Here is a 24,596-nt window from a genome sequence, read left to right on the forward strand (position 1 = left end):
CGGGGGCACCCTCGGGGTCACCCCCGCGTCTCGCCCCAGTGCCCCACCAGATCGCGGTAGAGCGGTGAACGGCCCAGGAGTTCACGGTGCGTCCCGCACGTCGCGCCGGCACCGTCCAGGACGAGGACGCGGTCGGCCCGCAGCGCCGACGACATGCGGTGGGCCACCACGACCAGCGCACCCGGGCGCCGGGCGAGGGCCTCCTCGGCCCGTGCCTCGGCGGCCGGGTCGAGGTGGCAGGTCGCCTCGTCGAGCAGGAGCAGACGCGCCGTGGACAGGTGCGCCCGCACCAGTACGAGCAGCTGGCGTTCGCCCTGGGAGAGATCTCCCGGGCCGAGCGGCGCGTCGAGCCCGCCCAGGCGCTCGACGAGAGCACCGGCGGCGAGCTCGCGCACGGCGGCCCGGACATCGGCCGTGGAGGCGTCCGGCCGCAGATACGTGAGGTTGTCCCGGACCGTCCCGGTGAAGACGTACGCCTGCTGGGGCAGCAGGACGCGCAGCGCGGAGAGCTCGGCCGGGTCGCGGCCGGTGACCGCGCGGCCGGCCACCTCGACCGCACCGCCGCTCGGCGCCAGCGTCCCGGCGACCAGACGGGTGAGGGTCGACTTGCCGATGCCGCTGGGGCCGACGACGGCCAGGTGCTCGCCGTCCTCGATCCGCAGGTCGAGCGCGTCGAGGACCGGCTCCGCCCGCACGCCGTAGGACAGCGTCACCGACCGCAGCTCCACGGCGGGTGCCGGCGGTCCCGTCCGCAGGCCCGCGTCCTCGGCGGGCGCGGCCGGCGGCGTGCCGGCCGGGACCGGGCGCGGCTCCGTGCCGGTGAAGCGTTCCAGGACCACGAGCAGCCGCGTCCCCGCGGCGCCGATCGCCGTCATGAGGGTGTGCAGAGCGGGCAGCAGGGCCTGGGCGAGGTAGGTGAAGGCGCCCAGCAGCGCGCCGGTGGTGACCCCTTGGCCGCGCAGCCACGGCACGCTCACCAGCAGGAGCAGGACCGGCAGCTGACCCGCGACGCCGAGGGCCAGGGTGCGCACCGCGGCCCAGCGGGCGAGAACGCGCGCGGTGGCGGCGGCGTCCGCGACGAGCCGGTCACCGCTGCGCGCCACCTCCTCCTGCGTGCCGCAGGCGGTGATGTCGCGCAGCGCCCCCCGGGTCCGCGCCGCGTGATCGCCCAGCGCCTCGTCGGCGGCGAGCGCCCGCCGCTGCGCCGCCGCCATGGGCCGCAGCGTGACCAGGAGCAGGGCCAGGCCCCCGGCGAGGGGCGGCACGACCACCGCCAGCAGCGCCGGATCCAGCGAGAACAGCCCGAGCAGCGCGCCCGCCGCGGTGAAGACGAACGAGCGCAGGGTCAGCACCAGTCCGGCGAAGCTGTCCCGCACGATCTCCACCTGGTTGGTGAGCCGCGAGACGGCGGCACGGTCCCGGCCACCGGGGCGGACCTGCGCGTCCGCCATGGACCGCACGACCGCCCGCCGCACCAGGCCGTCCCGCAACGGCTCGGTCAGACCGGCCAGTTGGGCGAAGACGCCCCTGACCACGGGCGCCCCGAGCAGCACGGCGACGGCGGCGACCGCGAGCCAGCCGAGCCCCGCGGCCGTGTCCCCCGCCAGGAACCCCCGGTCGACGGACCGGGCGACGCCGTACCCGACCAGGAAGGTCTGCGCCGACTCGGCCACCGACCACGCCCCCAGCCGTGCGAGGACACCCTTGCGTCCGGCCAGGAAACGCCGGGCGTCCGGCCGGACCCGGCGCAGCGGACCGGGCTCCCGGCCGCGCCGCCCGGCCGCCGCCCGGCCGCCGCCGTCGGCCGTCACGGCCGCACCTCGCCGTGCAGGGAGACCGTCCGGCCGCCCGCGGCCCCGGCATCCGCCTCGCCGGCGCCCGGGTCCGTGCCGGTGGCGAACACCGCCCGGTAGGCGGCCCGTTCCCACAGCCGCCGGTGGGGGCCGACCGCCCGCACCCGCCCGTCCTCCAGCCAGATCACCAGGTCCGCCCGCGCCGCGACCGACGGGCGGTGCGCCACGACCAGGCGGGTGGTGCCCTCGAGCGCGTGACGCACCGCCCGGTCCACGGCGTGCTCGGTGGCGGTGTCGAGGCTGGAGGTCGCGTCGTCCATCACGAGCAGCCGGCCCGCGTGGGCGAACGCCCGCGCCAGCCCCAGGCGTTGATACTCCCCACCGGACAGCGGGACGTCGGCGAGCGGGGTGTCGTACGTCCGCGGCAGGCGGCGTACGAAGGCGTCGGCGCCCGCGACACGGACCGCCTCCCGCACCCGGTGCTCCGCCACGGGGCGCGCCCCGGCCGCGACCGCCTCGGCCACGGTGCCGTCACCGAGCACCGGGCGCGCGAAGGCGAAACCGACCTCGGCGCGCAGGCTCGCACGGGTCAGGGAGCGCAGCGGGGTCCCGTCCAGCAGGACCTCGCCCTCGTCGGGATCGATCAGCCGGCCCGCCACGGCGGCCAGGACGGACTTGCCGGCCCCGCTGCGGCCCACGACCGCGGCCGTCGCCCCGCCGGGCACCACCACGTGGTCCGCCCGCAGCACCTGCCTCCCCTCCCGCAGGACGCGCACACCGCGCAGCTCGAGGACGCCCGGGCCGCCGGGGGACAGGGTCCGGTCGCCGTGGGGCAGGGCGGGCAGCCGTTCCAGGACCGCGGTGCGCTCCCGCGCCGTCCGGCCCCGGACCAGGGCGCCGAGCAGCGCGGCCGCACCGCCGAACCCGGCGGCCAGCTGCGCGTAGCGGCACACCGCCAGCAGCTCGCCGACGCTCAGGGCGCCCGCGCCCAGCCGGAGCCCGCCGACGGCCGTGGCCGCCAGCGTCAGCAGCGGGACGAGGACACCGCCGGTGGCCAGCGCCCGCCCGTGCAGCACCCACATGCGCTCGCCCAGCGCGCCGAGCTCCGTCAGCGGCCGGAGCACCCGCTCGCGTTCACGGTCCGTCGTCCCGGCGGCGGCGATGGTCTCCGCGCCCTCCAGGGCCTCCAGCAGGCGGCCCGCGATGTCCGACTGCACACTCTGGTAGGCGCGCACCGAGGCCCCCGTGTCGCGGGCGAAGGCCCGCAGCACCAGTGCCAGGGCGGGCAGTCCGGCCAGGACGCACAGGGCGACCCACACGTCGACGAGGGCCAGCGCGACGAGCGCGCCGGCCGGGGTGATCAGCGAGGCGGCCAGCGCGGCCCGGGCGGCCGGGGCGCCGCCCGCGTCGGAGGCGTTGAGCGTCAGCCGCGTCCCGACGTCTCCCGCCGGGTACGGACGCGTCGCCTCGGGTACGGCGTGCAGCAGGCCGGCGAGGGCGCGGGAGCGGATCGACGCCGTCCAGCCGGCGGTGCACCGGCCGGTGAGCAGCGCGGTCAGGCTGTCGAGGAGGACCTCGCCGGCGAGCAGGGCCACGCTCACCGCGAGCCAGACCCCGGCCTCACCGTCGTACAGCAGCAGGTCCAGTGCCCGGCCGAGGGCCAGGGGCTGCGCGACCGCGGCGGCGGCCGCGGCCACCGAGCACACCAGCACCAGCAGTTCGGGCACCCGGCCGGGGTCCGCGCCGGGCGCAGGACGCTTCCGCCGTCGCCGGACCGGGACGATGTCCACCGGCCGTCCCCCTCCTCCAGGCCTCCGGATCGGTGCCGCGCGCGGCGGCGGGACACGGCACCGGCGCCCCGGCGGTGAGGCCGGGACGCCGGTACCGGACCGCGCGGCCCGCCGCGGTGACCGCGACGGGCCGCCTCGGACGTCAGTTACAGGTCGTGATGCTCAGGCTGCTGTCGCCGCAGAGCAGGAGGCTGGCGCGGCTGCCGGTCTCGACGTCCCCCATGGCCTCTTCCTTCGGGGTCTCCATCGACTGCAGGTCGAACAGGTTCATGTGCTCATCCCTTCGTACGGACAACGGGTTGTTCACGGCCCCTCGTGGGACCGGCTCGTGGGCCGCGGTCCGGACCGCGGCGGGGGGAGGAACGGCAGACCGGCGGGCCGGTCGCCGCACACGGACGCGAGGGCCAGCAGACAGCCGGCCGTCCCGGTGGACAGGTCCATCGACAGGCGCATCATCTGCTCGCCGGGGAAGGCGAGCAGGCCGCGGTAGGACATGGCGTGCCAGGCCAGCGCGTCGATCTGGCGCCGGACGGCCTCAGGTCCGGTGCCCGGTCCCGGCGCCGTCGTCCGGCCGAGGTACAGCACCATGCCGGCGACACCCCGGTAGAGCCCGGGCTGGGCGTAGAACATGGCCTGCGCCGCGCGCACGATCTCGCTCCGCGCCCGCTCGAACTCCTCGTCGGCGCGGTGCGCCAGGTAGTCGTCGAGCACCATGCCGATGCCCACGCTGCCGGCCCCCAGGTACGGCATGGTGCGCCAGCCCTCGTCCACCTGGAGGGCGCCGCCCGCGCCCCGGACGCAGCGCGCGAGGTCCTGGCGCAGCGCGTCACCGGCGAGATCCAGCAGGGCGGTGTCCCCGGTGCGTTCGTACAGGCGCAGGAAGAGCAGGGCGCCGCCCGTCGCGCCGTGCAGCAGACCGGCGCGGGGCCTGCGGCCGGAACCGCGGCCCGGCGCGCCGGGCGGGATGCTCCGGGCGCTCAGCTCGGCGCACCGCAGGGCGGCGGCGCGCAGGGCGGTGTCGCCGGTGGAGGCGGCCAGGGAGTCCAGCGCCAGGCCGATTCCGGCCGTGCCGCCGTGCAGGTCCGGGGAGAGCCCGTCGAGGGGATGCTCGAGGAGTGTTCCGGTCAGGTCGAGTGCCCTGGCCCGGTGCCCGAGGCGGTCCAGCGTCCAGGCGGTCCCCGCGATCCCGTCGTGGAAGCCCAGCGGCATGCCCGACGGCGGCTGCTTCGTCCGCTCCAGCAGCCACTGCTCCCCGTCCTCGTCACGCCCCGCACCGCTCTCGGCGAGGGCGTACAGCACGCCGGCCGCTCCGTACCCGAACGTCAGGCCCCCGCCCGCCGTGGCGAACTGGGCGACGTCGCCGGGGAACAGACGGTCGTCGCGGGACGGGGTCGCCGACGCGCGGATCGCCGCCGCCATCGAGTCCCGGCTGCGGGGCCAGTCGCCCGGTTCGACCGGGACGAAGCCGTTGTCGCTCCGGCGTGCCGCCGAACGGGCCGGCTCACCGGTGATCTCGGCGACCGCCGCGTCCAGGAAGTCCCGCGGGACCGGGAACTGCCGCGCCACCACGTCGGCGAGATGCTCCGCCTTGCGCCGGTCCAGCGCCAGCAGACTGGTCAGCGGCAGGAACAGGGCCAGCCGCAGGCAGGCCAGCGCGTACCGGTCCACGGCCGGGCCCCGCCGGCCGGGCGGCGCCACGAACCCGGGATGGGCGACGGTCTGCCGGCCCGGTTCGCCGACGTGGTGGGCGGCCTCGAAGTCCAGCAGGGCCACCCGCCCGTCGTCGCGGACCATGATGTTGAACAGGTGCAGGTCGTTGAAGACCACGCCCCGCTCGTGCACCCGCGTGACGGCCCGCTCGACCCGGGCGTGGATGTCCAGTGCCCACGCGGTGTACTCGGCGAGCCGGCCCTCGTCCGGATCGGCCTCGATGAGCGGGTGGCGCCGGGCGAAGAAGGTGTTGAGAGGCTTGCCGTCCAGGTGCTCCAGGACCAGGAAGTGGTGCTCGCCGACGGTGAACGCGTCCCGCACCTCGGGGGTGCAGTCCAGACCGGACAGCCTCTCCAGGGCCCGGCGCTCGCGCCGCAGCCGGGCCACCGCGTCCGCTCCGTCGGCCGCCAGACCCGCGTGCGGGCGTGCCTCCTTGAGGACCACGAGCTCACCGGTGCGCGTGTCCCGCGCCCGGTAGACGCCGCCGCCGTTGGAGAAGTGGATCGCCGACTCGACGGCGTAGGGGATGCCCTCCAGGGTCACGGTGGCCCGCGCCTCGAGGTGGGGCCGCAGGAACTCCGGCACGCTCACCCAGTCGGGCACCCGGAACACCGGCCCGCGCGGGTCCGGGACGAGCACCCCGTCGGGGTCCGCGATCGCCGGCCGCAGCTCGCCGTCCTCGTCGTAGCAGTTGCGGCGGGTGAAGCCGCCGTAGCGCACGTGCACCGGGCCGTCGCCGAGCCGGAGGTCGCTCAGGATGTGCGGTCCGGGCTCGCCGGCCAGCAGGTCGCCCAGCTCGCCCGCGAGGCGCTCGAACCGCTCCTCGTCCGCCGGGTACACGGTGATGAACTTGCCGCTGCCCGCCCGGTCGGCGTACTTGGCGTTGCGCTGGTGGAGCAGATAGCGGCTCGGGACGAACTTGAAGGCGACCCCGTGCTCGAGGCAGTGCCGCCGTACGCGCTCCAGGACGGACTCGGCGTTGTCCAGGCAGGCGGAGACGTGGATCTTCCAGCCCTGCGCGGGCAGTTCGGCGTCCAGCGGCCGCAGGGACAGCCAGTCGCCGCTCTCGCCGCGCTGCCATCCGGCCGGGACGGGCGCGGTGGCCGCCGCGTACCGGGTGCCGGCCGCCGCGGTGCCGGGAGCGGTGCGGTGCGGCGCGTCGTAGAAGTACGGGTCCGCGTCGCAGTACACGGCGTAGCCCTTGTTCACGCCCTCTCCCTCCACCGGTCGGTGCCGGGAAAGACGCTGCCACGCGCCGCCGTGCCCGGGACAGTCACCGCTGTCACCTCTCGAACGTGCGGAACGCACAGGTAACTTCACGCGTGCCGGCGCCCGGGGTGCCCGCGGCGCCGGCCCTCGCGCCGGCCCCCGCGCCGGCCACCGCCGCCGTGACGCCGCGGCCGGCAGCGGCGTCACGGCGGCGCCGCTACCGGGCCAGCAGGTCCCGCAGGGCCCCGGCGACCTCCCCGGGCGCCTCCTCCGCCATGAAGTGGCCGCAGTCCACCGTGAGGTGCCGCAGGTCGGGGGCCCAGGCCCGCCACAGCGCGGTGGCGTCGTAGCCGAGGGCCGCGCCCCAGTCCTGCTGGAGCACGGTCACCGGCATCCGCAGCCGGTTGCCGCGCTCGCGGTCGGCCCGGTCGTGGTCGACGTCGATGCCCGCGGAGGCCCGGTAGTCGGCCACGATGGACGGCACCGCCTCGCGCGAGGCCTTCAGGTAGGCGGCGCGGACGTCGGCGGGCAGGGCCTGCGGGGCGCGGGTCCAGACGTCGAGGAAGTGGCCGAAGAACGCGTCCGGCGCGGCGCCGATCAGCCGCTCCGGCAGCCCGGGCGGCTGCGCCATCAGATACAGGTGGAAGCCCACTGCCGCCGTCGTCCCGTGCAGGACGTCCCACATGTCCAGCGTCGGCAGCACGTCCAGCGCGGCCAGGTGTGTCACCGCGTCCGGGTGGTCGAGCCCGGCCCGGACCGCGACCAGGGCGCCCCGGTCGTGCCCGGCCAGCGCGAACCTGTCGTGCCCGAGCGCCCGGGCCAGGGCGACGACGTCGGCGGCCATGGTCCGCTTGGCGTACGCGGTGCCGTCGCGGTCGGCGGGCTTGTCGCTGTCGCCGTAGCCGCGCAGGTCGGGGCAGACGACGGTGTGCTCGGCGGCGAGGTCGGCGGCGACGTGCCGCCACATCAGGTGGGTCTGCGGGAAACCGTGCAGCAGCACGAGCGGGCTGCCCGAGCCGCCGACGGCCACGTTCAGCGTGACGCCGTCGGCGACGGGGACCCGGTCGTAGGTGAAGCCGGGAATGGTCGGTGCCATGACTGATCGGTGCCTTTCGGTGCTCTTCGACCCGGTGCTCTTCCACCCGGTGCTCTTCGGCCCGGTGCTCTTCGAGGTGTCCGGATCAGGACGCCTCCCAGGCTGCCGGGCGCGGATCAGCAACCGATCAGCGCGCGTACCGTGGTGGTCACGGACCACGGGCGCGACGGCGCGGAGCAGGGCGGACGGAACACGGAACATGGAGACGGTCACCTTCGGGGTGCTCGGGCCCGTCACGGCCGAACGGGACTCGGACGCGCTCGACCTGCGCGGACCCCGGCACCGGGCCCTGCTGGCCCGGCTGCTCCTCGCCCGGCGGCACGTGGTCCCCGTCGCCCGCCTGGTCGAGGACCTGTGGGACGTACCACCCGTCCGGGCCGTGGGAACGGTGCGCACCTTCGTCGGCGATCTGCGCCGTGTCCTGGAACCCGGACGCCCGCGCCGCGCACCGGCCCGGCTGCTGGTCACCGAGGGCCCCGGCTACGCGCTGCGCGCGGCACCGGAGGCGGTGGACGCCTGGCGTTTCGAGGAGGCCGTCGCCCTCGCCGGCCGGCTGCCGGCCGACCGGGCACAGGCCCGGCTCGGCGCGGCCCTGGGGGAGTGGCGGGGACCCGCCTACGCGGAGTTCGGCGACGAGGGCTGGGCCCGGGGCGAACGCGCCCGGCTGACCGAGCTCGGGCTCCACGCGGTCGAGCGGCGGGCGGACCTGCTCATCGGCCTGGACCGGGCCGCCGAGGCGGTCCCCGACCTGGAGGCACACCTGGACGGGCACCCCCGGCGCGAGGAGGCCTGGCGGCTGCTCGCCCTGGCCCTGTACCGGACGGGCCGCCAGGCGGACGCCCTCGCGGTACTGCGCCGGGCCCGCGCCCTGCTCGCCGGGGAGCTGGGCATCGACCCGGGGCCCCGGCTGCGCAGGCTGGAGGCCGGCATCCTCGCCCAGGACCCGTCCCTCGACCCGCCCGCCGAACCCGCGGACGCGGCGGCCCGTCTGTGGTCCCGCGCGACCGAGGCGTACGACCGCGCGGTCGCCGCCGGGGCCCGCGCCCGCCTGGGGTCGGCCGTCGGCCTGCTGCGCGACCTCGCGGTCACCGGCGGCGGCGGTCTGGAGGCGGCCCGGGAACACCGCACGGCGGCGGTCGTCGCGGCCGAGGAGACCGGCGACGCGGAACTCGCCGCCCGGGTGATCGGTGCCTACGACGTCCCGGCCCTGTGGACCCGCAGCGACGATCCCGAGGCGGCCCGGCGGATCGCCGCGGCGGCCGAACGCACCCTCGCCGCCCTGCCGGACGACGCCGGAGCCGACCCGGCCCGCTGCCGGCTGCTCGCCACCGTCGCCCTGGAGTCCCGGGGCGTCCGCTCCCCGCGCGGACCCGAGGCCGCCGCCGAGGCCGAGCGGATCGCCCGCCGCCTGGACGACCCCGCGCTGCTGGCGTTCGCCCTCAACGGCACCTTCCTGCAGTCCTGCACCACCGCAGGGCTCGCCCCGCGCCGCGACGCGATCGGCGCCGAACTCGTCGCGCTCGCCCGCCGGCACGGCCTGCACAGCCATGAGGTCCTCGGCCACCTCGTCCGCCTCCAGGCGCGGTCCGCCCTCGCCGACTTCACCGCGGCCGACGAGCACGCCGACGCCGTGGACCGCCTGGCCGACCGGTACGAACGGCCCCTGGCGGCGGTGTTCACCTCCTGGTACCGGGCCCTGCGGCAGGCCGCCACCGGCAGCCCCCACGACCGGGCCGAGGCCGGATACCGGGCCGCCGCCGCCCGCCTCGACGGCGCGGGGATGCCCGGCCTGGAGAGCGGGCTGCTGCCCCTGGCACTGCTCGGCCTGCGCCTGGCCCACGGACGGCCCGCCGAGGTGGACCGGCGGGAGGACTGGGGCCCGTACCGCCCGTGGGCCGAACCGTTCGCGCTGCTGCGCGAGGGCCGCGACGCCGAGGCCCGGTCGGCGCTGCACGCGCTCTCCGAACCGCCGCCCGGCCTCCTCCTCGAGGCCCTGTACTGCGCCGAGGCCGCGCTCGCCCTCGCCCTCGACGACCGGACGGTGCTGCTGCGGGCGTACCGCCGGCTGCTCCCCGCGGCCGGTGAACTCGCGGGCGCGGGCAGCGGATTGCTCACCTTCGGTCCCGTCGACGACTGGCTCGCCGCGATCCGCCGCGCACTCGGTCTGGCCGGCACACCGCCGAACGCTCCCGCGGCGCCGCACGGGTGACGCCGTACGCGCCCGTGCCCTCCGGCGGCGGGCCGTGTCGCCCACTGCGGTGGATGTGCCGCACGGGGCCTGCGGGGCGTCGCCGGACGGGGTGCGAGCGGCGCCCCGCCGGTGGTCGCCCCGCACCGTGCCGGGCACCCGACGGCGTACGAAGCGCCGACGGGAACCGGCACCGCCTGCCGGACCGGGCGGGCCGAGCCCCGGCCGCCCCCTTCGGCCTCCGCCCTTCGGCCTCCGCCCTTCGGCTTCCGCCCCTTCAGCCGCCGCTTCCCGGCACCCGCAGCATGGCCCCCTGCCGCAGCAGCTCCCGCTGCACCAGCCGGTAGGGCAGGCCGCGCGGTCCGCTCCCGTGCCGGACGGTCAGCGCGGCGCACACCCCGGCCGCGTGCCCGGTCGCCATGGCGATGGGCATGACCCGGTACGACGAGTGCGCCACGTGCGTCCCCGAGATGCAGCGCCCGGCCACCAGCAGCCGCTCGGTGTCCCGGGGCACCAGGCAGCGCAGCGGGATGTCGTAGAAACTGCCCCTCGGCACCCGCTTCAGGGTGGTCCCGGACCCGCGCGGATTGTGGATGTCGACCGGGTAGGCGCCGTGCGCGACGACGTCCGGGAAGGCGCGCGCGGCCAGGATGTCGTGGCCGGTGAGCTGGTAGTCGCCGAGGACGCGCCGGCTCTCCCGCACACCGATGTGGGTGCCGCTCTGCACGACGTACGACTCCTCGAAGCCGGGCACGCGGGTGCGCAGGAAGCGGTCGATCTGCGCGAGCTGGCGCCGGGCGGTGTACTCGGCGCGGGTCAGGTCCCACACGCTGGTGCCGAGGACACGGTTCACCCGGGTGCTGTTGACGGCGACCTCCCGCGGGTGCGGGGTCCCGAAGAGGAGGATGTCCTCGCGCGGCAGCCGCAGTTCACCGGCCGCCCGCGCCTCCTCGACCAGGTCCCACAGGCCGTGCACGCCGCGCCACTGGTCGGGATGGGCGCGCACGTAGTCGGCGAAGTCGGGCCGGGAGAAGTCGGCGACGCGGAACATCAGCGTCATCGGCTGCACCAGCCCGTCCTCGGGCCGCCCGATCTCGTACGGCGCCCCGCAGGCGGCCGCGACGTCCCCGTCGCCCGTGGCGTCCACCACCACCCCGGCGTCGATCACCACCGGCCCCGACTTGGTCTCGAACACCACCCGCCGGCCGGATCCGTCCTCCAGCGGCAGCGCGCCGGAGGCGAAGGCGTGGAACAGCATCCGCACCCCCGACTCGTCCATCATCTCCAGCAGGGCCAGCTTGAACAGCTCCGGGTCGAAGGGGACCGTGTACCCGGTCTTCGGGGACGGCGGCAGGCAGCCGCCGCGTCCCAGGAGCCGGTCGAGGAGCTGCCACAGCACGCCCGCGACCACCGGCTCGCCCTCGCCGTGGTCGGTGGGCAGCAGCCGGGAGGTGTCCCCGGCCTCGGTGAACGCGGCCTGCTTGTGCTCGTTGTGGAACGACATCAGCGGCATCACCAGCGCCACGGTCGCGTTGCCGCCGAGGAACCCGTACCGCTCGACCAGCACCACGTCGGCCCCGGCGTCCGCCGCGCCGACCGCCGCCGCGAACCCGGCCGGGCCGCCGCCCACCACCAGGACGTCGCAGCGGCCGCCGTGCCGGGCGGGCCGTGGCGGCAGCGTGACCGTGCGGGTCTCGCCCGGCTCCTCCAGGATCGGCATCGCTCTCCCCGGTCTCAGGCGTGCAGCGGCCGCGGCTCGGGGGCGGCCGGCGGGTATCCGGCCTCCGCCGCCGCGGTCCCGCTGCCGATCGCGTCGAGCAGCGAACCGCAGCGCACACAGGTCTCCCGCGCCGCCGCGGACAGCTCCCGCATCCGCGACCGCAGGTCCTCGCGCCGCTGCGGATACTCGTCCCACAGCCGGTCCACCTCGGCCAGCAGCAGCCCCGCCTGCTCCCGGGCCACACCCACCAGGGCCGGCGCGCCGAGCCGCCGCGCGAAGTCGAAGACCTTCCCGGAGTAGGGCAGCGGCAGCACCGGCACCCCGGTGAGCGCCGCGAAGATCACGAAGTGCAGCCGCATGCCGACGGCCAGGTCCAGATGGCGCATGAAGCCGAGCACCTGCCCCGGGCTGTAGTCGCCGTGCAGGATCCGCCCCTTGTCGGGCGCGGTCATGTGGGACAGCACGGCGTGCGCGTGCCGTACGTCGTGCCGCTCCATCGGCAGGAACACGACGTGCGCGTCCAGCCGCCGTACGAGGAAGTCGGCGACGTCGGCGAGGAGCGCGTGGTAGTCGCCCTCGTCGAGCTTCTCGGCGGCCCGCCCCGGTTCCCGCACCGACATCCCCACCAGCCGGACGTCCGTGCGGATGCCCTCGTCGCGCATCATCGCCTCGGTGAACGGCACCGGTTCCAGCAGCAGCGCGGGGTCGGCGGTGACGGTGACGTCGCGTTCCAGGCCGACCTCCTCCAGGACGAGCCGGGACTCCTCGTCCCGCACCACGACGTCGTCCATGTCCGCGAGCACGGTGCGCACCGCCTCCCGGTCCTCGGCCTCCGTGAGCGGCCCGGCGCCCACGGCGTAGGCGAAGGTGGGCACGGCCCGGGTCTGCGCGGCGCGCACGAGCCGCAGGTACCGGCGCGCCTCACCGTCGTAGAGGATGCCGCCGCCGCCGAGCACCAGCAGGTCGAGGCCGGGCAGCACGTCCAGCACGTGGTCGCGGCGCACGCCCTCCCACGGCACCACCTCGTCGGCGTCCGGGTGATGGGCCCGGGTGTGCTCGGCGTTGCGGCTGAGGACGACGAGGTGTGCGTCGGGCCGCTGGGCGCGCAGACAGCTCAGCACGCAGGTGAGGATCGCCTCGTCGCCGGTGTTGAACCCGCCGTACGAGCCGAGCACGCCGATACGGGGGCCCGGCCGGCCGGGGTGCGGACGGGAGGGGGCAGTGGTCATCCGGGGGCTCCTGTCACGTCGGAGTCGGCCGGCGGCCGGCCGTGGCATGCGGGCGGCCGTCGCCCGCGCACGGTCCCGGGTTGCCCGTGCCATCCCTCGGAAACACACCATTGATGACGCTTTGCGCGGATCTCTCCGGTGCCCGTCAGCACATCGGGGCCGGAGCTCGTCGAGCTCCGGCCCCGATGTGTCGTCGCGGTGCGGGTCAGGCGGCGGCGGCCTCGCCGGCGTGGCCGCGCAGGCGGGTGACGACCTCCGTCAGCTGGGCGGCGACCTCGGCGTCGTCCGCCGGGTGGACCTCGGCGAAGCGGGTGACCGAACCGGGGATGGACAGCTTGATGTCCTCGATCACCTTGCCGCCGGCGATGCCCACGGCCTTGCGGGTGTCGTCCTGGGCCCACACGCCGCCGTACTGGCCGAAGGCGGTGCCGATCACGGCGGCCGGCTTGCCGGCGAAGGCGCCCGCGCCGTAGGGGCGGGACAGCCAGTCGATGGCGTTCTTCAGCACGGCCGGCATGGTGCCGTTGTACTCCGGCGAGAAGAACAGGAAGGCGTCGGCGGCACGGGCGGCCTCGCGCAGCTCGGCCGCGGCGGCCGGGACGCCGCCCTCGACGTCGATGTCCTCGTTGTAGAACGGGATCTCGGCCAGGCCCTCGTACACCTGCACCTCGGCGCCCTCCGGTGCGAGCTTGGCGGCGGCCTCGGCGAGCTGGCGGTTGTGCGAACCGGCGCGAAGGCTGCCGACGAGGGCGAGGATGCGGACAGACATGAGTACTCCCACTACTGGTACGGGGCTACAGGGGAAAAGACCGGTGACGGGGCACCGCCGGAACGGCCCGGAATCATCCGGACCGGAGTCCGTTTAATTTCTAACATCCTAAACGGACCGCGGTCCAGTTTTCTTCCCGATGCTTTACGCTGACGTCATGTCCGCCGCCCCGCCGCCCCTTCCCCGCCCCCAGGAGTCCGCCGCCCCGCCCGAGCTGCTGCAGCTCGGCACCCGGTCCGACGCGGACGGACCCTGCCTGCGCGCCGACGCCGCGCGCAACCGTGCCCGGCTGCTGGAGGCCGCCGCGCGGCTGGTCGCCGAGCACGGCGCCGCCGGCCTCACCATGGAGGCGGTGGCCGCGGCGGCCCAGGTGGGCAAGGGCACGGTCTTCCGGCGCTTCGGCGACCGCACCGGCCTGCTCATGGCACTGCTCGACCACTCGGAGAAGAAGTTCCAGGCCGCCCTGCTCTCCGGACCGCCGCCCCTGGGACCCGGCGCGCCCGCCGTGGACCGGCTGCGGGCCTTCGGCTGCGCGGCCCTGCGCCGCAGCGCCGACGAACTCGCCCTGCAACTGGCCGCCGAGCCGAGCGCGGACCGCCGGCACACCGCCGCCCCGCGCCGTTTCCTGCGCGGCCACGTGGCCCTGCTGCTGCGCCGGGCCGCCCCGGACGCGGACGCGGAGCTCCTCTCCCACACGCTGATGGCCTATCTGGACCCGGCCCTGATCCACCACCTCACCGAGCAGTGCGGGGTGCCCGTGGCACGGCTGGAGGCGGGCTGGCTGGACCTGGTGGCACGGGTGACCCGCACGGACCCGGCGGACGAAGGCCCCGGCGGAACCGGGGCCTGACCCCGCCGCCCGCACCTCCGCGTCCTCTTGCGCCGCCCTCCCGGTCCCGGCACGGGAAGGGCACCGCCGGCCGGAACGGCCTGCGGTGCCCCCGGGTACGCCGGCGGACTCGTCCGGCCTACTGCCCGCCCTGCCCGGCCCCGCCGCCCTGCTGCTGGTCCTGCTGCTCGGCGACGGCCTTGCGGACCTCGTCCATGTCCAGCTTCCGGGCCTGCCCGATCACGTCCGCCAGCGCGGCCTCCGGCAGGGCACCCGGCTGCGCGAAGACGGCCACCCGGTCACGCACGATCATCAGCGTCGGGATCGACTGGATGCCGAAGGCCTGGGCCAGCTCGGGCTGCGCCTCGGTGTCCACCTTGCCGAACACCAGGTCGGGGTTGTCCTCGGCCGCCTTCTCGTAGACCGGGGCGAACTGCCGGCACGGCCCGCACCACTCCGCCCAGAAGTCGATCAGCACGAACTCGTTGTCCGTGACCGTCTGGTCGAAGTTCTCCTTGGTGAGCTCCACGGTGCTGCTCATGACGTGATCCCTACTTCCGGTGTCGGCGACAGGCCCTTGCTGCAACGCGGCCGGGCGCGCGGGTGTTCCGCGCGCGTACCCCTGTGGCCACGCCGCACACCACCGGCCAGACTGCCCCCATGACGGAAACGGAATCCCTCGCGTACGACGTCGTGGTGATCGGAGCCGGCCCGGTCGGCGAGAACGTCGCCGACCGCACCCGGGCGGCGGGACTGTCCACCGCGATCGTGGAGAGCGAACTGGTCGGCGGCGAATGCTCCTACTGGGCGTGCATGCCCAGCAAGGCCCTGCTGCGCCCGGTCATCGCCCGCGCCGACGCGCGCCGCACACCGGGACTGGACCGGGCCGTGCGGGGCCCCCTCGACGCCGCCGCCGTCCTCGCCCACCGCGACGACTTCACCTCGCACTGGAAGGACGACGGCCAGGTCCGGTGGGTCGAGGGCATCGGCGCCGACCTGTACCGCGGCCAGGGGCGCCTCGCCGGACCGCGCGCGGTGGAGGTGACCGGCCCCGACGGCACCCGCCGCGTCCTGACCGCCCGGCACGCCGTCGCCGTCTGCACCGGCACCCGCGCCGCCCTGCCGGACCTGCCGGGCCTCGCCGGCGTACGCCCCTGGACCAGCCGCGAGGCGACCAGCGCGAAGAGCGCCCCCGGGCGGCTGATCGTGGTCGGCGGGGGAGTGGTCGCCGTCGAGATGGCCACGGCCTGGCAGGCCCTCGGCACCGAGGTCACCCTCCTGGTCCGCGGCAAGGGGCTCCTCGCCCGCATGGAGCCCTTCGCCGGCGAACTCGTCGCCGAGGCGCTCACCGAGGCGGGCGCCGACATCCGCACCGGCACCTCCGTCGAGTCCGTCACCCGCGAGAACGGCACCGTCGTCGCCGTCACCGGCACCGGCGAGCGCGTCGAGGCCGACGAGATCCTCTTCGCCACCGGCCGCGCCCCGCGCACCGACGACATCGGTCTGGAGACCGTCGGCCTGGAACCGGGCTCCTGGCTCCCCGTCGACGACAGTCTGCGCGTCGAGGGCCACGACTGGCTCTACGCCGTCGGCGACGTCAACCACCGTGCCCTCCTCACCCACCAGGGCAAGTACCAGGCGCGGATCGCGGGCGCCGCCATCACCGCCCGGGCCTCGGGCGCGCCGGCCCTGGAGTCCGGACCGTGGGGCGCGCACGCCGCGACCGCCGACCACGAGGCCGTACCGCAGGTGGTCTTCACCGACCCCGAGGCGGCCTCCGTCGGTCTCTCCCTGGCCGAGGCCGAACAGGCGGGCCACCGCGTCCGCGCCGTCGACGTCGACCTGTCCACCGTGGCCGGCGCGAGCCTGTACGGGGACGGCTACAAGGGCCGCGCCCGCATGGTCGTCGACCTGGAGGACGAGATCGTCCGCGGCGTCACCTTCGTCGGCCCGGGCGTCGGCGAGCTGATCCACTCCGCGACGGTCGCCGTCGCCGGACAGGTGCCGGTCGGCCGCCTCTGGCACGCGGTGCCGTCCTATCCGACGATCAGCGAGGTGTGGCTGCGGCTGCTGGAGGCGTACCGGGACAGCTGACGCGTGCCCCACGGGAGCCCCTGGGTGCACACGCGGGTGCCCGGCTCCCGCGAGGGGAACCGGGCACCGTGGCCGTACCGCCGGGCGGAGCGGCTCAGACGCCTTCGGGGAAGTCGCCCGCGAGCGCGGAGGCGATCCGCAGATGCGAGTCGGCCTCCTCCTGACGCCCCTGCCGTTCGAGGGTGCGGCCCAGCATCAGCCGGGCGTAGTGCTCCACCGGATCGCGCTCGACGAGGACGCGCAGCTCGGCCTCCGCGCGCCGCAGCTGGGCCGAGTGGTAGTAGGCGCGCGCCAGCAGCAGCCGCGGCCCCGTCTGCTCGGGCACCTCCTCGACCAGCCCGCCCAGGACGCGCGCGGCGGCGGCGTAGTCCTTGGCGTCGAAGAACATCCGCGCCCGCTCCCAGCGCTCCGCCGGTGTGCCGTGGTCGTAGTACGTCGTGTCCACTCTGACCTCCTTCGGAGCAGTGCAACCACAGGACTTGGTTGAACATTCCACGACCTGGCCGGCCGCCGGGACGCCGCCTGCGCACCGCCCCCCTTCCGCGGGCCGAGGATCCGGGCGTACGGCCCGCGTACGACCCGTTGACGCCGTCGGAATCCGAGCCCTACAGTCGCGGCACAAACTAACTGGCTGGTTCCCAGTCAGATGAAAGGGGCGACAGTGACGGCGGCCTCCGCAGGCTTGATCCGAGCGATCAACGATCGACTGGCGCTGGACCTTCTGGTGGAGCGCGGGCCGCTGAGCCGGGCCCAGCTCGTCACGGCGACGGGCCTTTCCAAGCAGACGGTCGCCGAGCTGATCGACCGCCTCGTCGCGGCGGGACTCGTACAGGAGGCCGGCGAGGGCGGACACGGCACGCGCGGCCCCAGCGCCCGGGTGTACGCGGTGGTCGCCTCGCGGGCGTACGTGCTGGGGGCGGAGATCACCGGCACGGAGGTCAACGCGTCCGTCGCCGACATCACCGGGCGCGTCGTGGGCGAGGCCGCCGCCACGGCGGACGCGGGCGGCAACTCCGTCGAGCTGGTGCGCGAGACGCTCGCCCGCGCGGTGGCCGGCGCCGGCATCGCCCCCGGGCGGCTGCGCGCCACCGTGGTCGGCACCCCCGGCACCGTCGACCCGCAGACCGGCGACATCGGTCTCGCCTGGGACCTGCCGGGCTGGTACGGGGGACTGCGCGAGGTTCTGGCGTCGGACCTGGGATGTCCGGTGACCCTGGAGAACGAGGTCAATCTGAGCGCGGTCGCAGAGCACCGCGTGGGAGCCGCCGCGGACCGGGAGAACTTCGCGCTGCTCGCGATGGGACACGGCATCGGTATGGCCGTGGTCCTCGGCGGCCGGCTGCACCGGGGGGACGCCGGTGCCGCAGGGGAGATCGGCTACCTGGCGCTGCCCGGGGCCGGCCTCGGCCGGCTGCCCGAGCCGGGGACCCCCTACACGGGAGGCTTCCAGGGACTGGCCGGCGAGGCCGCGATCGTCGAACTGGCGAGGCGGCACGGCATGCCGCGGTCCTCGGCGGCCGAAGCCGTCGCCGCGGCCCCCGAGGGCAGCGCGTTCCTGGCCGAACTCGTCGACCGGATCACGATGGGCATCACCTCGGTCTGCGCGGTCCTCGACCCCGGGGTCGTCGTCCTGGCGGGCCCGGTCGGCCGGGCGGTCGGCGCCCGGCTGACCGAGGAGATCTCCGCCGCCGCGGTGGAGACCTCACCGATCCCCGTACAGCTCAGGACCACCGCCGTCGAGGGCGACGCCGTGCTCGCCGGCGCCCTGCTGACCGCACTGGACAGCGCCCGTGCCGAGGTCTTCGGCCCGGCCGGCGCCTTCGCGCCGGCCGGAAGGACATGAGCGGTTCCCCGGCGTGCCGCGGTCGTGTCGTCTCCCCAGACTCCCGACGACCGCGGCTCCTCGGACGACCGTCCACATCAGGAGAAAGGTTAACCCCATGCTCCAGCGCATCACCCGGACAGGGATCGCCGTCGCCGCCCTGCTGGCCACGACAGCCGCTTGCGGACTGTCCGGCTCGTCGGACGACTCCGCGTCCGGGTCCGAGAAGGTCGGGAACTGCGCGGTCGACGAGAGAACCGTCGGCGACGCCCCGCTGAAGGGCCAGGTCAAAGGCAAGATCACCTTCCAGACGACCAACCTCAAGAAGGACTTCGCCGGCTACTTCGAACCGGTCATCGACGCGTTCGAGAAGCAGCACCCGGGCACCGAGATCGAGTGGCTCGACGACCCGGGCGCCGAGGACTTCACCCAGAAGCTGGTGGCCAAGGCGAACGCCTGCGGACTCCCCGACGTGGTCAACGTCAACATCGAGACGGCGATGGCCCTGACCAGGGCCCGGTTCCTGCTCGACTTCGACAGGAAGGTCCCCGGCATCGGCGCTTCCTTCGTCCCCAGTATCTGGGAGTCGGTCGAGATACCCGGAGCGGGAGGCCACACCGTCCTGCCCTGGTACTGGGCTCCCGACGTGCTGACGTACAACACGGAACTGGCCGAGAAGGCCGGACTCGACCCGGACGACCCGCCGGCCACGGTCCTCGAATGGCTCGACCAGGCGGCGCAGGTGGGGAAGAGGTCCGGCGGCAAGTACCACGCCATGCTGGCCAATCCGCGCGCACTGACCATTCCGCACTGGAACGCGATGGGCGTCGAGGCGGTCGCCGACGACGGCAAGTCGTTCGTCTTCGCCGACGACCCCAGGGTCAAGCAGTGGCTGACCAAGCTGAAGGAGCTCTACCGGAGCGGCGCGATGCCCAAGGACACCCTGGCGTCGGACGAGGACCCGAGCATCCGGTTCAGTGAGGGCAAGCTCGTCTGGGGATCCCCCAACCCGAGCTTCCTGCGCAACGTCCAGCAGAACAGCCCGAAGCTCTACCCCAAGACCGACGTGGCCCCGTACCCCTTCGCCCAGGGGGCGTCCTACGACGGTCAGTACATCACCGTGCCCAAGACGTCCGGGAACCCGGCCACCGCGGTCGCCTTCGCCCGCTTCCTGCTCAACCCGCAGAACCAGACGAACTGGAGCAAGGACCCCAAGGTCGTCGTGTTCCCCACCACCACCGAGTCCCTGAAGGACCCCTTCTTCACCGCTCCGTCCGACGCACCCGGCGCCTTCGGGAAGGCGCGGAAAGTCGCCGCCGAGGAAGCCGTCGGGGCCGAGCTCGCCTCGGTGAAGCTGAAGTGGACCCCGGTCATCGGGCAGCGGGTGAGCGCCGAGTTCCAGCTCGCCATGAAGGGCGACAAGAGCGTCGACCAGGCACTGAAGGACGCCCAGGAGGCGGCCAACACGGTACTGGAGCAGTCGAAGTGACCGCGACGCACACCGTGGAACCGGTGCCGGCGGCCACCGCCGGCACCGGCCCCTCCCGCGCATCCCGGCCACGGCGGGGGCACGCCGCCGACGCGAGCGGCGCCGCGCTGCACCGCCCCTGGTGGGTGCCATGGCTGTGGGTCGCCCCCGCGGTCGCGGCCGCCGTGACGTTCGGCGTCGTGCCCTTCCTCAACACCGTCGCCCTCTCCTTCACCGACGCCAAGCCTCTGGGAGGAGCCGCCGGATTCGTGGGAGCCGCCAACTACGAACGGCTGCTCGCGGACGAGGCCTTCTGGCTGGCCACCAGGAACAGCGTGCTGTACCTGGTCTGCGTCGTCCCCGCGATGATGCTCCTCCCGCTGCTCCTGGCGACCCTGGTGGAGAAGAAGATCCCGTTCATCGGGTTCTTCCGCTCGGCCTTCTACACACCGGTGGTCGCCTCGGCCGTCGTCGTCGGCTTCTCCTGGCAGTACCTGCTGCGGGACGACGGCATGGTCAACACCCTGCTCGTCGAGCTCAAGGTGCTGCAGGAACCGCTGCCGTTCCTCACCGACACGACCCTGCTGCTGATGTCCAGCATGGCCATGACCGTGTGGAAGGGGCTCGGCTGGTACATGGTGTTCTACCTCGCGGCTCTCGGGAACGTCCCCGAAGAGCTGCACGAGGCCGCCGAGGTCGACGGGGCAGGCTGGCTGAGGCGCTTCTGGCACATCACCGTGCCCGGCGTGCGTCCCACCATGCTGCTCGTCGGCACCCTGTCCGCCATCGGCTCCCTGCGGGTGTTCACCGAGATCTACATGCTGGGCGGCGCCTCCGGCGGTCCGGGCGGGGAGGCCCGCACCATTCCGTTCTACATCCGGGACACCGGCCTCGATCCGCTCGACGGCAACGCCGGCTACGGGGCGGCCGTGAGCATCGCCCTGTTCCTGATGACCGTCGGCTTCACCCTGCTCGGGCGCCGGCTCTCGAAGGGGGACGAAGACCGATGACACCGATATCGCCGGAACTGCGTACCAAGTACCCGGTCTTCCGTCACATCGGACTGGCCGGCCGCTATCTCCTCCTGCTGGCCGTCCTGATCCTCATGGTCGGCCCCCTGGCCTGGCAGCTGCTCACCTCGCTCAAGAGCCGGGGCGAGGACCTGTTCGGCAGCAGCGCCTCCCTGCTGCCGCAGGACTGGTCGCTGCACGCCTACTCGGAGGTCGTCACGTCGATCCCGATCCCCACCTACGTACGCAACAGCCTGATCCTGGTGGTGCTGTCTCTCGTCAGCCATCTCATCTTCGCCACTGCCGGCGGATACATGCTGTCGCGACCCGGCTGGCGTGGCCGCAAGGCCGTCTTCCTGCTGCTCGTCATCGCCATGATGTTCCCCTTCGAGTCGATCATGGTGTCGCTGTTCCTCCAGGTCAGGGATCTCGGACTCGTCGACTCGCTCGCCGGGGTCTGGCTGCCCGGCATCGTCGGCTCCATCAACGTCCTCGTGATGCGCGCCGCGTTCCTGGCGGTACCCCGGGAGATCGAGGAAGCCGCTCTGCTCGACGGCGCGAACGAGTGGCAGCGGTTCTTCCGCATCTTTCTGCCCGCGGGCGTCGGCGGCCTGATGGTGGTCGGCATCAACACCGTCATCGGAGCCTGGGACGACTTCCTGTGGCCGCTGATCGTCCTCCAGAGCGAGGAGAACTTCCCGCTCACCCTCGGCCTGGCCCAGCTGAAGACCTCGGCCTTCGGGATCGACGAGCGCGTGGTCATGGCCGGATCGATGATCTCCGTCATCCCGGTCCTGATTCTCTTCTTCCTCACCCAGCGCTACTTCTACAAGGGCATCGAAGCCGGAGCGGTCAAGTTGTGACCACCGGGCCGCACCAGCCGTTCGCCGCACCGAAGGCAAGGAGAACCGCTTCATGATCGTGCCCAGACCGAGGCTGATCCGGACCGCGGAAGGCACCTTCGTCCTGGACGCGTCCACCACGCTGGCGTCCGACCCGCAGCTGGACGGCGCCGCCCGCTGGCTGCGCGGCGCCCTCGGCCCGGCCACCGGATGCCACCTGCCGACAGCGCGCACGGGCGAGGCGGGCATCGCCCTGGTCCTCGACGGCGGACTGGGCGCCGAGGACTACCGGCTGACCGTCACCCCCACGACGGTGACGGTCGAGGCGGGTGGCCCGGCGGGTGCCTTCTACGGTGCCCAGACGCTGCGCCAGCTGCTCCCCGCGCCGGCGTTCCGGGCGGGCGGCGTGACCCGCGGCCCGTGGCGGATCCCCGCCGTGACTGTCGAGGACGGCCCCCGCTTCCGCTGGCGGGGCACGATGCTCGACGTCGCCCGGCACTTCGTCCCCAAGGCCGAACTGCTGCGCTTCGTCGACCTGCTGGCACTGCACAAGCTGAACGTGCTGCACCTCCACCTCACCGACGACCACGGCTGGCGGCTGGAGATCAAGCGCCACCCACGGCTCACCGAGAGAGGCGCCTGGCGCAGCCGGACCATGATCGGCCGCGGCCCGCACCACACCTACGACGACCGGCCCCACGGCGGCTACTACACCCAGGACGACATCCGCGAGATCGTCGCCTACGCCGCCGACCGGCACATCACCGTCGTCCCCGAGATCGACATCCCGGGCCACACCCAGGCCGCCATCGCCGCCTACCCCTCGCTCGGCGTCACCGGCACACCGGTGGAGGTCGCCACCGACTGGGGTCCGTCCCCGCACGTGCTCAACGCCGAGGAGTCCACGCTCCGGTTCTTCGAGGAGGTCTTCGACGAGGTCCTCGGCCTCTTCCCGTCCCGGTACGTGTGCGTCGGAGGCGACGAGTGCGTCAAGACGCAATGGCGCGCCGACCCCCGCACCCAGGAGAGGATCCGCGAACTCGGCCTGGCGGACGAGCACGAGCTGCAGGCCTGGTTCATCAACCGCTTCGACCGCTACCTCGGCGAGCGGGGCCGCAAGCTGTTCGGCTGGGACGAGATCCTGCAGGGCGGACTGGCCGAAGGCGCCACCGTCGCCGCCTGGCGCGGCAGCTCTGCCGCGCACCGGGCGACCGCGCTCGGGCACGAGGTGGTGACCTGCCCCCTCGACCGCGTGTACCTCGACTACCGGCAGTCGTCCCGCCCGGACGAACCCGTGCCGGTCGGCTGCGTCGTCACCCTGGAGGACGTCTACGGATTTGACCCGGTCCCCGAAGGGCTCACCGACGACCGGGCCCGGCTCGTCATCGGCGCCCAGGCCGCCGTCTGGACCGAACACATGGATTCGTCCCGGGTCAGGGACTACCTCGTCTTCCCGCGGCTCGTGGCCTTCGCCGAGACCGTGTGGGCAAGCCCGGAGCGGGACTTCGAGGACTTCGGCGCACGGCTCCGCGGGCACCTCGAACGGCTCGACGCGCTCGGCGTCGAGTACCGGCCCGCGGACGGACCGCACCCGTGGCAGCAACGCCCCGACGTCAAGGGCTGGCCACGCGAACGGGACGACATCATGACCGACGTCTTCCGGGACTCCGCCTGACCACCGCCCCTTTGCCACGCCCGCCCCGAAAGGACCGGCCGCCCATGTCCGTCGTACCCACGGCAGCCCAGCTCGCCTGGCAGGAGACCGGCTTCGCGCTGTTCCTGCACTTCGGCATCAACACCTTCCACGGGAAGGAATGGAGCGACGGCACGCTCGACCCGGCCACCTTCCACCCGACCGAGTTGGACGCCCGCCAATGGGCGGCCACCGCCGTCGAGGCCGGCGCCGGTCACGTGATCCTCACCGCCAAGCACCACGACGGCTTCTGCCTGTGGCCGACCGGCACCACCGGCTACTCCGTGGCGTCCTCCCCGTGGCGCGGCGGCCGCGGCGACGTCGTGGCGGACCTCGCGCAGGCCTGCCGCGACACAGGCATCGGCCTCGGTCTCTACCTGTCCCCGTGGGACCGCAACGCGGCCTGCTACGACGACCTCGAGGCGTACGACGCCTTCTACGTCCGCCAGCTGACCGAGCTGTGCACCCGGTACGGACCGCTGACCGAGCTCTGGTTCGACGGCGCCGGATCGGAGAACCGCCGCTACGACTGGGACGCGGTCATGGCGGTGATCGACACGCACCAGCCGGACGCGATGGTCTTCAACATGGGCCGGCCCACGCTCCGCTGGGCCGGCAACGAGGACGGGCTCGCCGACGACCCCTGCTGGTACGTCACCGACGCGACGGGCCTGAGCATCTACGACGCCGGCCCCCGCGGCCTGGGCGCCCTGCACTACCTGCCGCCGGAATGCGACGTGCCCATCCGGCGCCACTGGTTCTGGCAGCCCGACGATCTGCACACCCTCAAGAGCCGGGACCACCTGCTCGCCGTCTGGTACCGGTCGGTGGGCCTCGGCGCGGGGCTGCTCCTGAACGTACCGCCAGACCGGCGCGGACTCCTCGACGACGCCGACCGTGCCCGGCTGCTCGAGTTCACCACCGAGCTCCGGCGCCGCTTCGCCGAGCCGCACCGGGCCACGCTCCGTCCGGGCGGCGACGGCGAGCTGCTGGCCCGCTTCCCCGCGCCCGTCGAGTTCGATCACCTGGAGCTGCGCGAGGAGCTGTCCGGGGGCCAGCACATCACCGGCCACGAAGTGCTCGTCGACGGCCTGCCCGTGGCCACCGGGGGCACGGTCGGAGCACGACGCGTCCACGCCGTCGCCGCCACGGAGGCACGCGAACTCCGTATCCGCCTCACCGGCGGCGGAACGATCCGGTCCGTGCGCGCCTTCCGCACCGGACACACCTCGCCGCCCGCACTGGAGGACCAGCCCGCCTTCATGACCGAAAAGACGGACGGACGAGAAGCCACGTGACCTCCACCGTGCCGGGCACCGCGCCCGGCACGTTCT

The 24,596-nt window shown here is 74.4% G+C and carries 19 protein-coding genes; 9 read left to right on the forward strand and 10 right to left on the reverse strand.

The genetic code is table 11. From position 1 onward, the window contains the following. Positions 1-17 precede the first annotated feature (17 nt). The 5 genes from ACFYOJ_RS15715 to ACFYOJ_RS15735 all read right to left on the reverse strand — a co-directional run bounded on the left by ACFYOJ_RS15715 (position 18) and on the right by ACFYOJ_RS15735 (position 7,598). Positions 18-1,811, reverse strand: coding sequence for an ABC transporter ATP-binding protein (locus ACFYOJ_RS15715; protein WP_356556762.1), 1,794 nt, complete (start codon positions 1,809-1,811; stop codon positions 18-20). Further along, positions 1,808-3,583, reverse strand: coding sequence for an ABC transporter ATP-binding protein (locus ACFYOJ_RS15720; RefSeq protein ID WP_356556763.1), 1,776 nt, complete (start codon positions 3,581-3,583; stop codon positions 1,808-1,810). Before ACFYOJ_RS15720 ends, ACFYOJ_RS15715 begins: the two co-directional genes overlap by 4 nt. Positions 3,584-3,725: 142 nt before the next feature. Then, positions 3,726-3,854, reverse strand: coding sequence for a SapB/AmfS family lanthipeptide (locus ACFYOJ_RS15725; RefSeq protein WP_003972313.1), 129 nt, complete (start codon positions 3,852-3,854; stop codon positions 3,726-3,728). Between the two features lie 32 nt (positions 3,855-3,886). Continuing rightward, complete coding sequence (gene lanKC / locus ACFYOJ_RS15730; protein WP_356556764.1) at positions 3,887-6,502, reverse strand: class III lanthionine synthetase LanKC; 2,616 nt, start codon at positions 6,500-6,502, stop codon at positions 3,887-3,889. A 217-nt stretch (positions 6,503-6,719) separates the two neighbouring features. Beyond that, complete coding sequence (locus ACFYOJ_RS15735) at positions 6,720-7,598, reverse strand: alpha/beta hydrolase (protein ID WP_356556765.1); 879 nt, start codon at positions 7,596-7,598, stop codon at positions 6,720-6,722. 199 nt (positions 7,599-7,797) lie between these two features. Here ACFYOJ_RS15735 and ACFYOJ_RS15740 point away from each other — a divergent pair, with 199 nt between their 5' ends. After that, a complete protein-coding gene (locus ACFYOJ_RS15740; protein WP_356556766.1) occupies positions 7,798-9,807 on the forward strand; it encodes a BTAD domain-containing putative transcriptional regulator in 2,010 nt (669 codons plus the stop codon). Positions 9,808-10,063: 256 nt separating this feature from the next. Here the strand turns inward: ACFYOJ_RS15740 and ACFYOJ_RS15745 are convergent, their stop codons facing one another. From ACFYOJ_RS15745 to ACFYOJ_RS15755, 3 genes are all read right to left on the reverse strand, one after another. Continuing rightward, entirely contained in the window at positions 10,064-11,506 is a 1,443-nt protein-coding gene (locus tag ACFYOJ_RS15745) for an FAD-dependent oxidoreductase (RefSeq protein ID WP_356556767.1), read from the reverse strand. Positions 11,507-11,520: 14 nt separating this feature from the next. Beyond that, a complete protein-coding gene (locus ACFYOJ_RS15750; protein ID WP_356556768.1) occupies positions 11,521-12,735 on the reverse strand; it encodes a polysaccharide pyruvyl transferase family protein in 1,215 nt (404 codons plus the stop codon). Between the two features lie 205 nt (positions 12,736-12,940). Next, entirely contained in the window at positions 12,941-13,504 is a 564-nt protein-coding gene (locus ACFYOJ_RS15755; protein WP_356556769.1) for an NAD(P)H-dependent oxidoreductase, read from the reverse strand. Between the two features lie 157 nt (positions 13,505-13,661). Between ACFYOJ_RS15755 and ACFYOJ_RS15760 the strand changes: the two genes are divergently transcribed. After that, complete coding sequence (locus ACFYOJ_RS15760; RefSeq protein WP_356556770.1) at positions 13,662-14,354, forward strand: helix-turn-helix domain-containing protein; 693 nt, start codon at positions 13,662-13,664, stop codon at positions 14,352-14,354. Positions 14,355-14,472: 118 nt separating this feature from the next. Here the strand turns inward: ACFYOJ_RS15760 and trxA are convergent, their stop codons facing one another. After that, the gene (gene trxA / locus ACFYOJ_RS15765) at positions 14,473-14,874 is read right to left on the reverse strand and encodes a thioredoxin (protein WP_356556771.1); all 402 of its coding nucleotides are present in this window, start codon (positions 14,872-14,874) and stop codon (positions 14,473-14,475) included. A gap of 119 nt (positions 14,875-14,993) precedes the next feature. On the opposite strand from trxA, the gene ACFYOJ_RS15770 reads away from it, so the two are divergent. Further along, positions 14,994-16,427: an NAD(P)/FAD-dependent oxidoreductase gene (locus ACFYOJ_RS15770; protein WP_356556772.1), complete on the forward strand. Its 1,434-nt coding sequence runs from the start codon at positions 14,994-14,996 to the stop codon at positions 16,425-16,427. 94 nt (positions 16,428-16,521) lie between these two features. Here the strand turns inward: ACFYOJ_RS15770 and ACFYOJ_RS15775 are convergent, their stop codons facing one another. Beyond that, positions 16,522-16,872, reverse strand: coding sequence for a tetratricopeptide repeat protein (locus tag ACFYOJ_RS15775; RefSeq protein ID WP_356556773.1), 351 nt, complete (start codon positions 16,870-16,872; stop codon positions 16,522-16,524). A gap of 237 nt (positions 16,873-17,109) precedes the next feature. Between ACFYOJ_RS15775 and ACFYOJ_RS15780 the strand changes: the two genes are divergently transcribed. The 6 genes from ACFYOJ_RS15780 to ACFYOJ_RS15805 all read left to right on the forward strand — a co-directional run bounded on the left by ACFYOJ_RS15780 (position 17,110) and on the right by ACFYOJ_RS15805 (position 24,560). Then, a complete protein-coding gene (locus tag ACFYOJ_RS15780) occupies positions 17,110-18,270 on the forward strand; it encodes an ROK family transcriptional regulator (protein WP_356556774.1) in 1,161 nt (386 codons plus the stop codon). A 97-nt stretch (positions 18,271-18,367) separates the two neighbouring features. Then, complete coding sequence (locus ACFYOJ_RS15785) at positions 18,368-19,738, forward strand: extracellular solute-binding protein (RefSeq protein ID WP_356556775.1); 1,371 nt, start codon at positions 18,368-18,370, stop codon at positions 19,736-19,738. Continuing rightward, on the forward strand, positions 19,735-20,727 hold the full coding sequence (locus ACFYOJ_RS15790) for a sugar ABC transporter permease (protein ID WP_356556776.1): 993 nt from the start codon (positions 19,735-19,737) through the stop codon (positions 20,725-20,727). Before ACFYOJ_RS15785 ends, ACFYOJ_RS15790 begins: the two co-directional genes overlap by 4 nt. Next, positions 20,724-21,590 (forward strand): carbohydrate ABC transporter permease, encoded by an 867-nt coding sequence (locus ACFYOJ_RS15795; protein ID WP_356556777.1) that lies wholly within the window; start codon positions 20,724-20,726, stop codon positions 21,588-21,590. The genes ACFYOJ_RS15790 and ACFYOJ_RS15795 overlap by 4 nt, the downstream gene beginning before the upstream one ends. Before the next feature lie 52 nt (positions 21,591-21,642). Next, positions 21,643-23,244 carry a beta-N-acetylhexosaminidase gene (locus ACFYOJ_RS15800; RefSeq protein ID WP_356556778.1) on the forward strand — a complete coding sequence of 534 codons (1,602 nt, stop codon included), beginning with the start codon at positions 21,643-21,645 and terminating at the stop codon, positions 23,242-23,244. A gap of 44 nt (positions 23,245-23,288) precedes the next feature. Beyond that, a complete protein-coding gene (locus ACFYOJ_RS15805) occupies positions 23,289-24,560 on the forward strand; it encodes an alpha-L-fucosidase (RefSeq protein WP_356556779.1) in 1,272 nt (423 codons plus the stop codon). Positions 24,561-24,596: the final 36 nt, after the last annotated feature.

The organism is Streptomyces sp. NPDC006384, assembly GCF_042870695.1.
In the GTDB taxonomy this organism is placed as follows: domain Bacteria; phylum Actinomycetota; class Actinomycetes; order Streptomycetales; family Streptomycetaceae; genus Streptomyces.

Bases quoted from the DNA above. Each gene is read 5' to 3' on its own strand.
- ACFYOJ_RS15805 (WP_356556779.1), top strand. From the start codon at position 23,289: ATGTCCGTCGTACCCACGGCAGCCCAGCTCGCCTGGCAGGAGACCGGC.
- ACFYOJ_RS15760 (WP_356556770.1), top strand. From the start codon at position 13,662: ATGTCCGCCGCCCCGCCGCCCCTTCCCCGCCCCCAGGAGTCCGCCGCC.
- trxA (WP_356556771.1), bottom strand. From the start codon at position 14,874: ATGAGCAGCACCGTGGAGCTCACCAAGGAGAACTTCGACCAGACGGTC.
- ACFYOJ_RS15740 (WP_356556766.1), top strand. From the start codon at position 7,798: ATGGAGACGGTCACCTTCGGGGTGCTCGGGCCCGTCACGGCCGAACGG.
- ACFYOJ_RS15800 (WP_356556778.1), top strand. From the start codon at position 21,643: ATGATCGTGCCCAGACCGAGGCTGATCCGGACCGCGGAAGGCACCTTC.
- ACFYOJ_RS15770 (WP_356556772.1), top strand. From the start codon at position 14,994: ATGACGGAAACGGAATCCCTCGCGTACGACGTCGTGGTGATCGGAGCC.
- ACFYOJ_RS15745 (WP_356556767.1), bottom strand. From the start codon at position 11,506: ATGCCGATCCTGGAGGAGCCGGGCGAGACCCGCACGGTCACGCTGCCG.
- ACFYOJ_RS15735 (WP_356556765.1), bottom strand. From the start codon at position 7,598: ATGGCACCGACCATTCCCGGCTTCACCTACGACCGGGTCCCCGTCGCC.
- ACFYOJ_RS15725 (WP_003972313.1), bottom strand. From the start codon at position 3,854: ATGAACCTGTTCGACCTGCAGTCGATGGAGACCCCGAAGGAAGAGGCC.
- ACFYOJ_RS15795 (WP_356556777.1), top strand. From the start codon at position 20,724: ATGACACCGATATCGCCGGAACTGCGTACCAAGTACCCGGTCTTCCGT.
- ACFYOJ_RS15755 (WP_356556769.1), bottom strand. From the start codon at position 13,504: ATGTCTGTCCGCATCCTCGCCCTCGTCGGCAGCCTTCGCGCCGGTTCG.
- ACFYOJ_RS15750 (WP_356556768.1), bottom strand. From the start codon at position 12,735: ATGACCACTGCCCCCTCCCGTCCGCACCCCGGCCGGCCGGGCCCCCGT.
- ACFYOJ_RS15785 (WP_356556775.1), top strand. From the start codon at position 18,368: ATGCTCCAGCGCATCACCCGGACAGGGATCGCCGTCGCCGCCCTGCTG.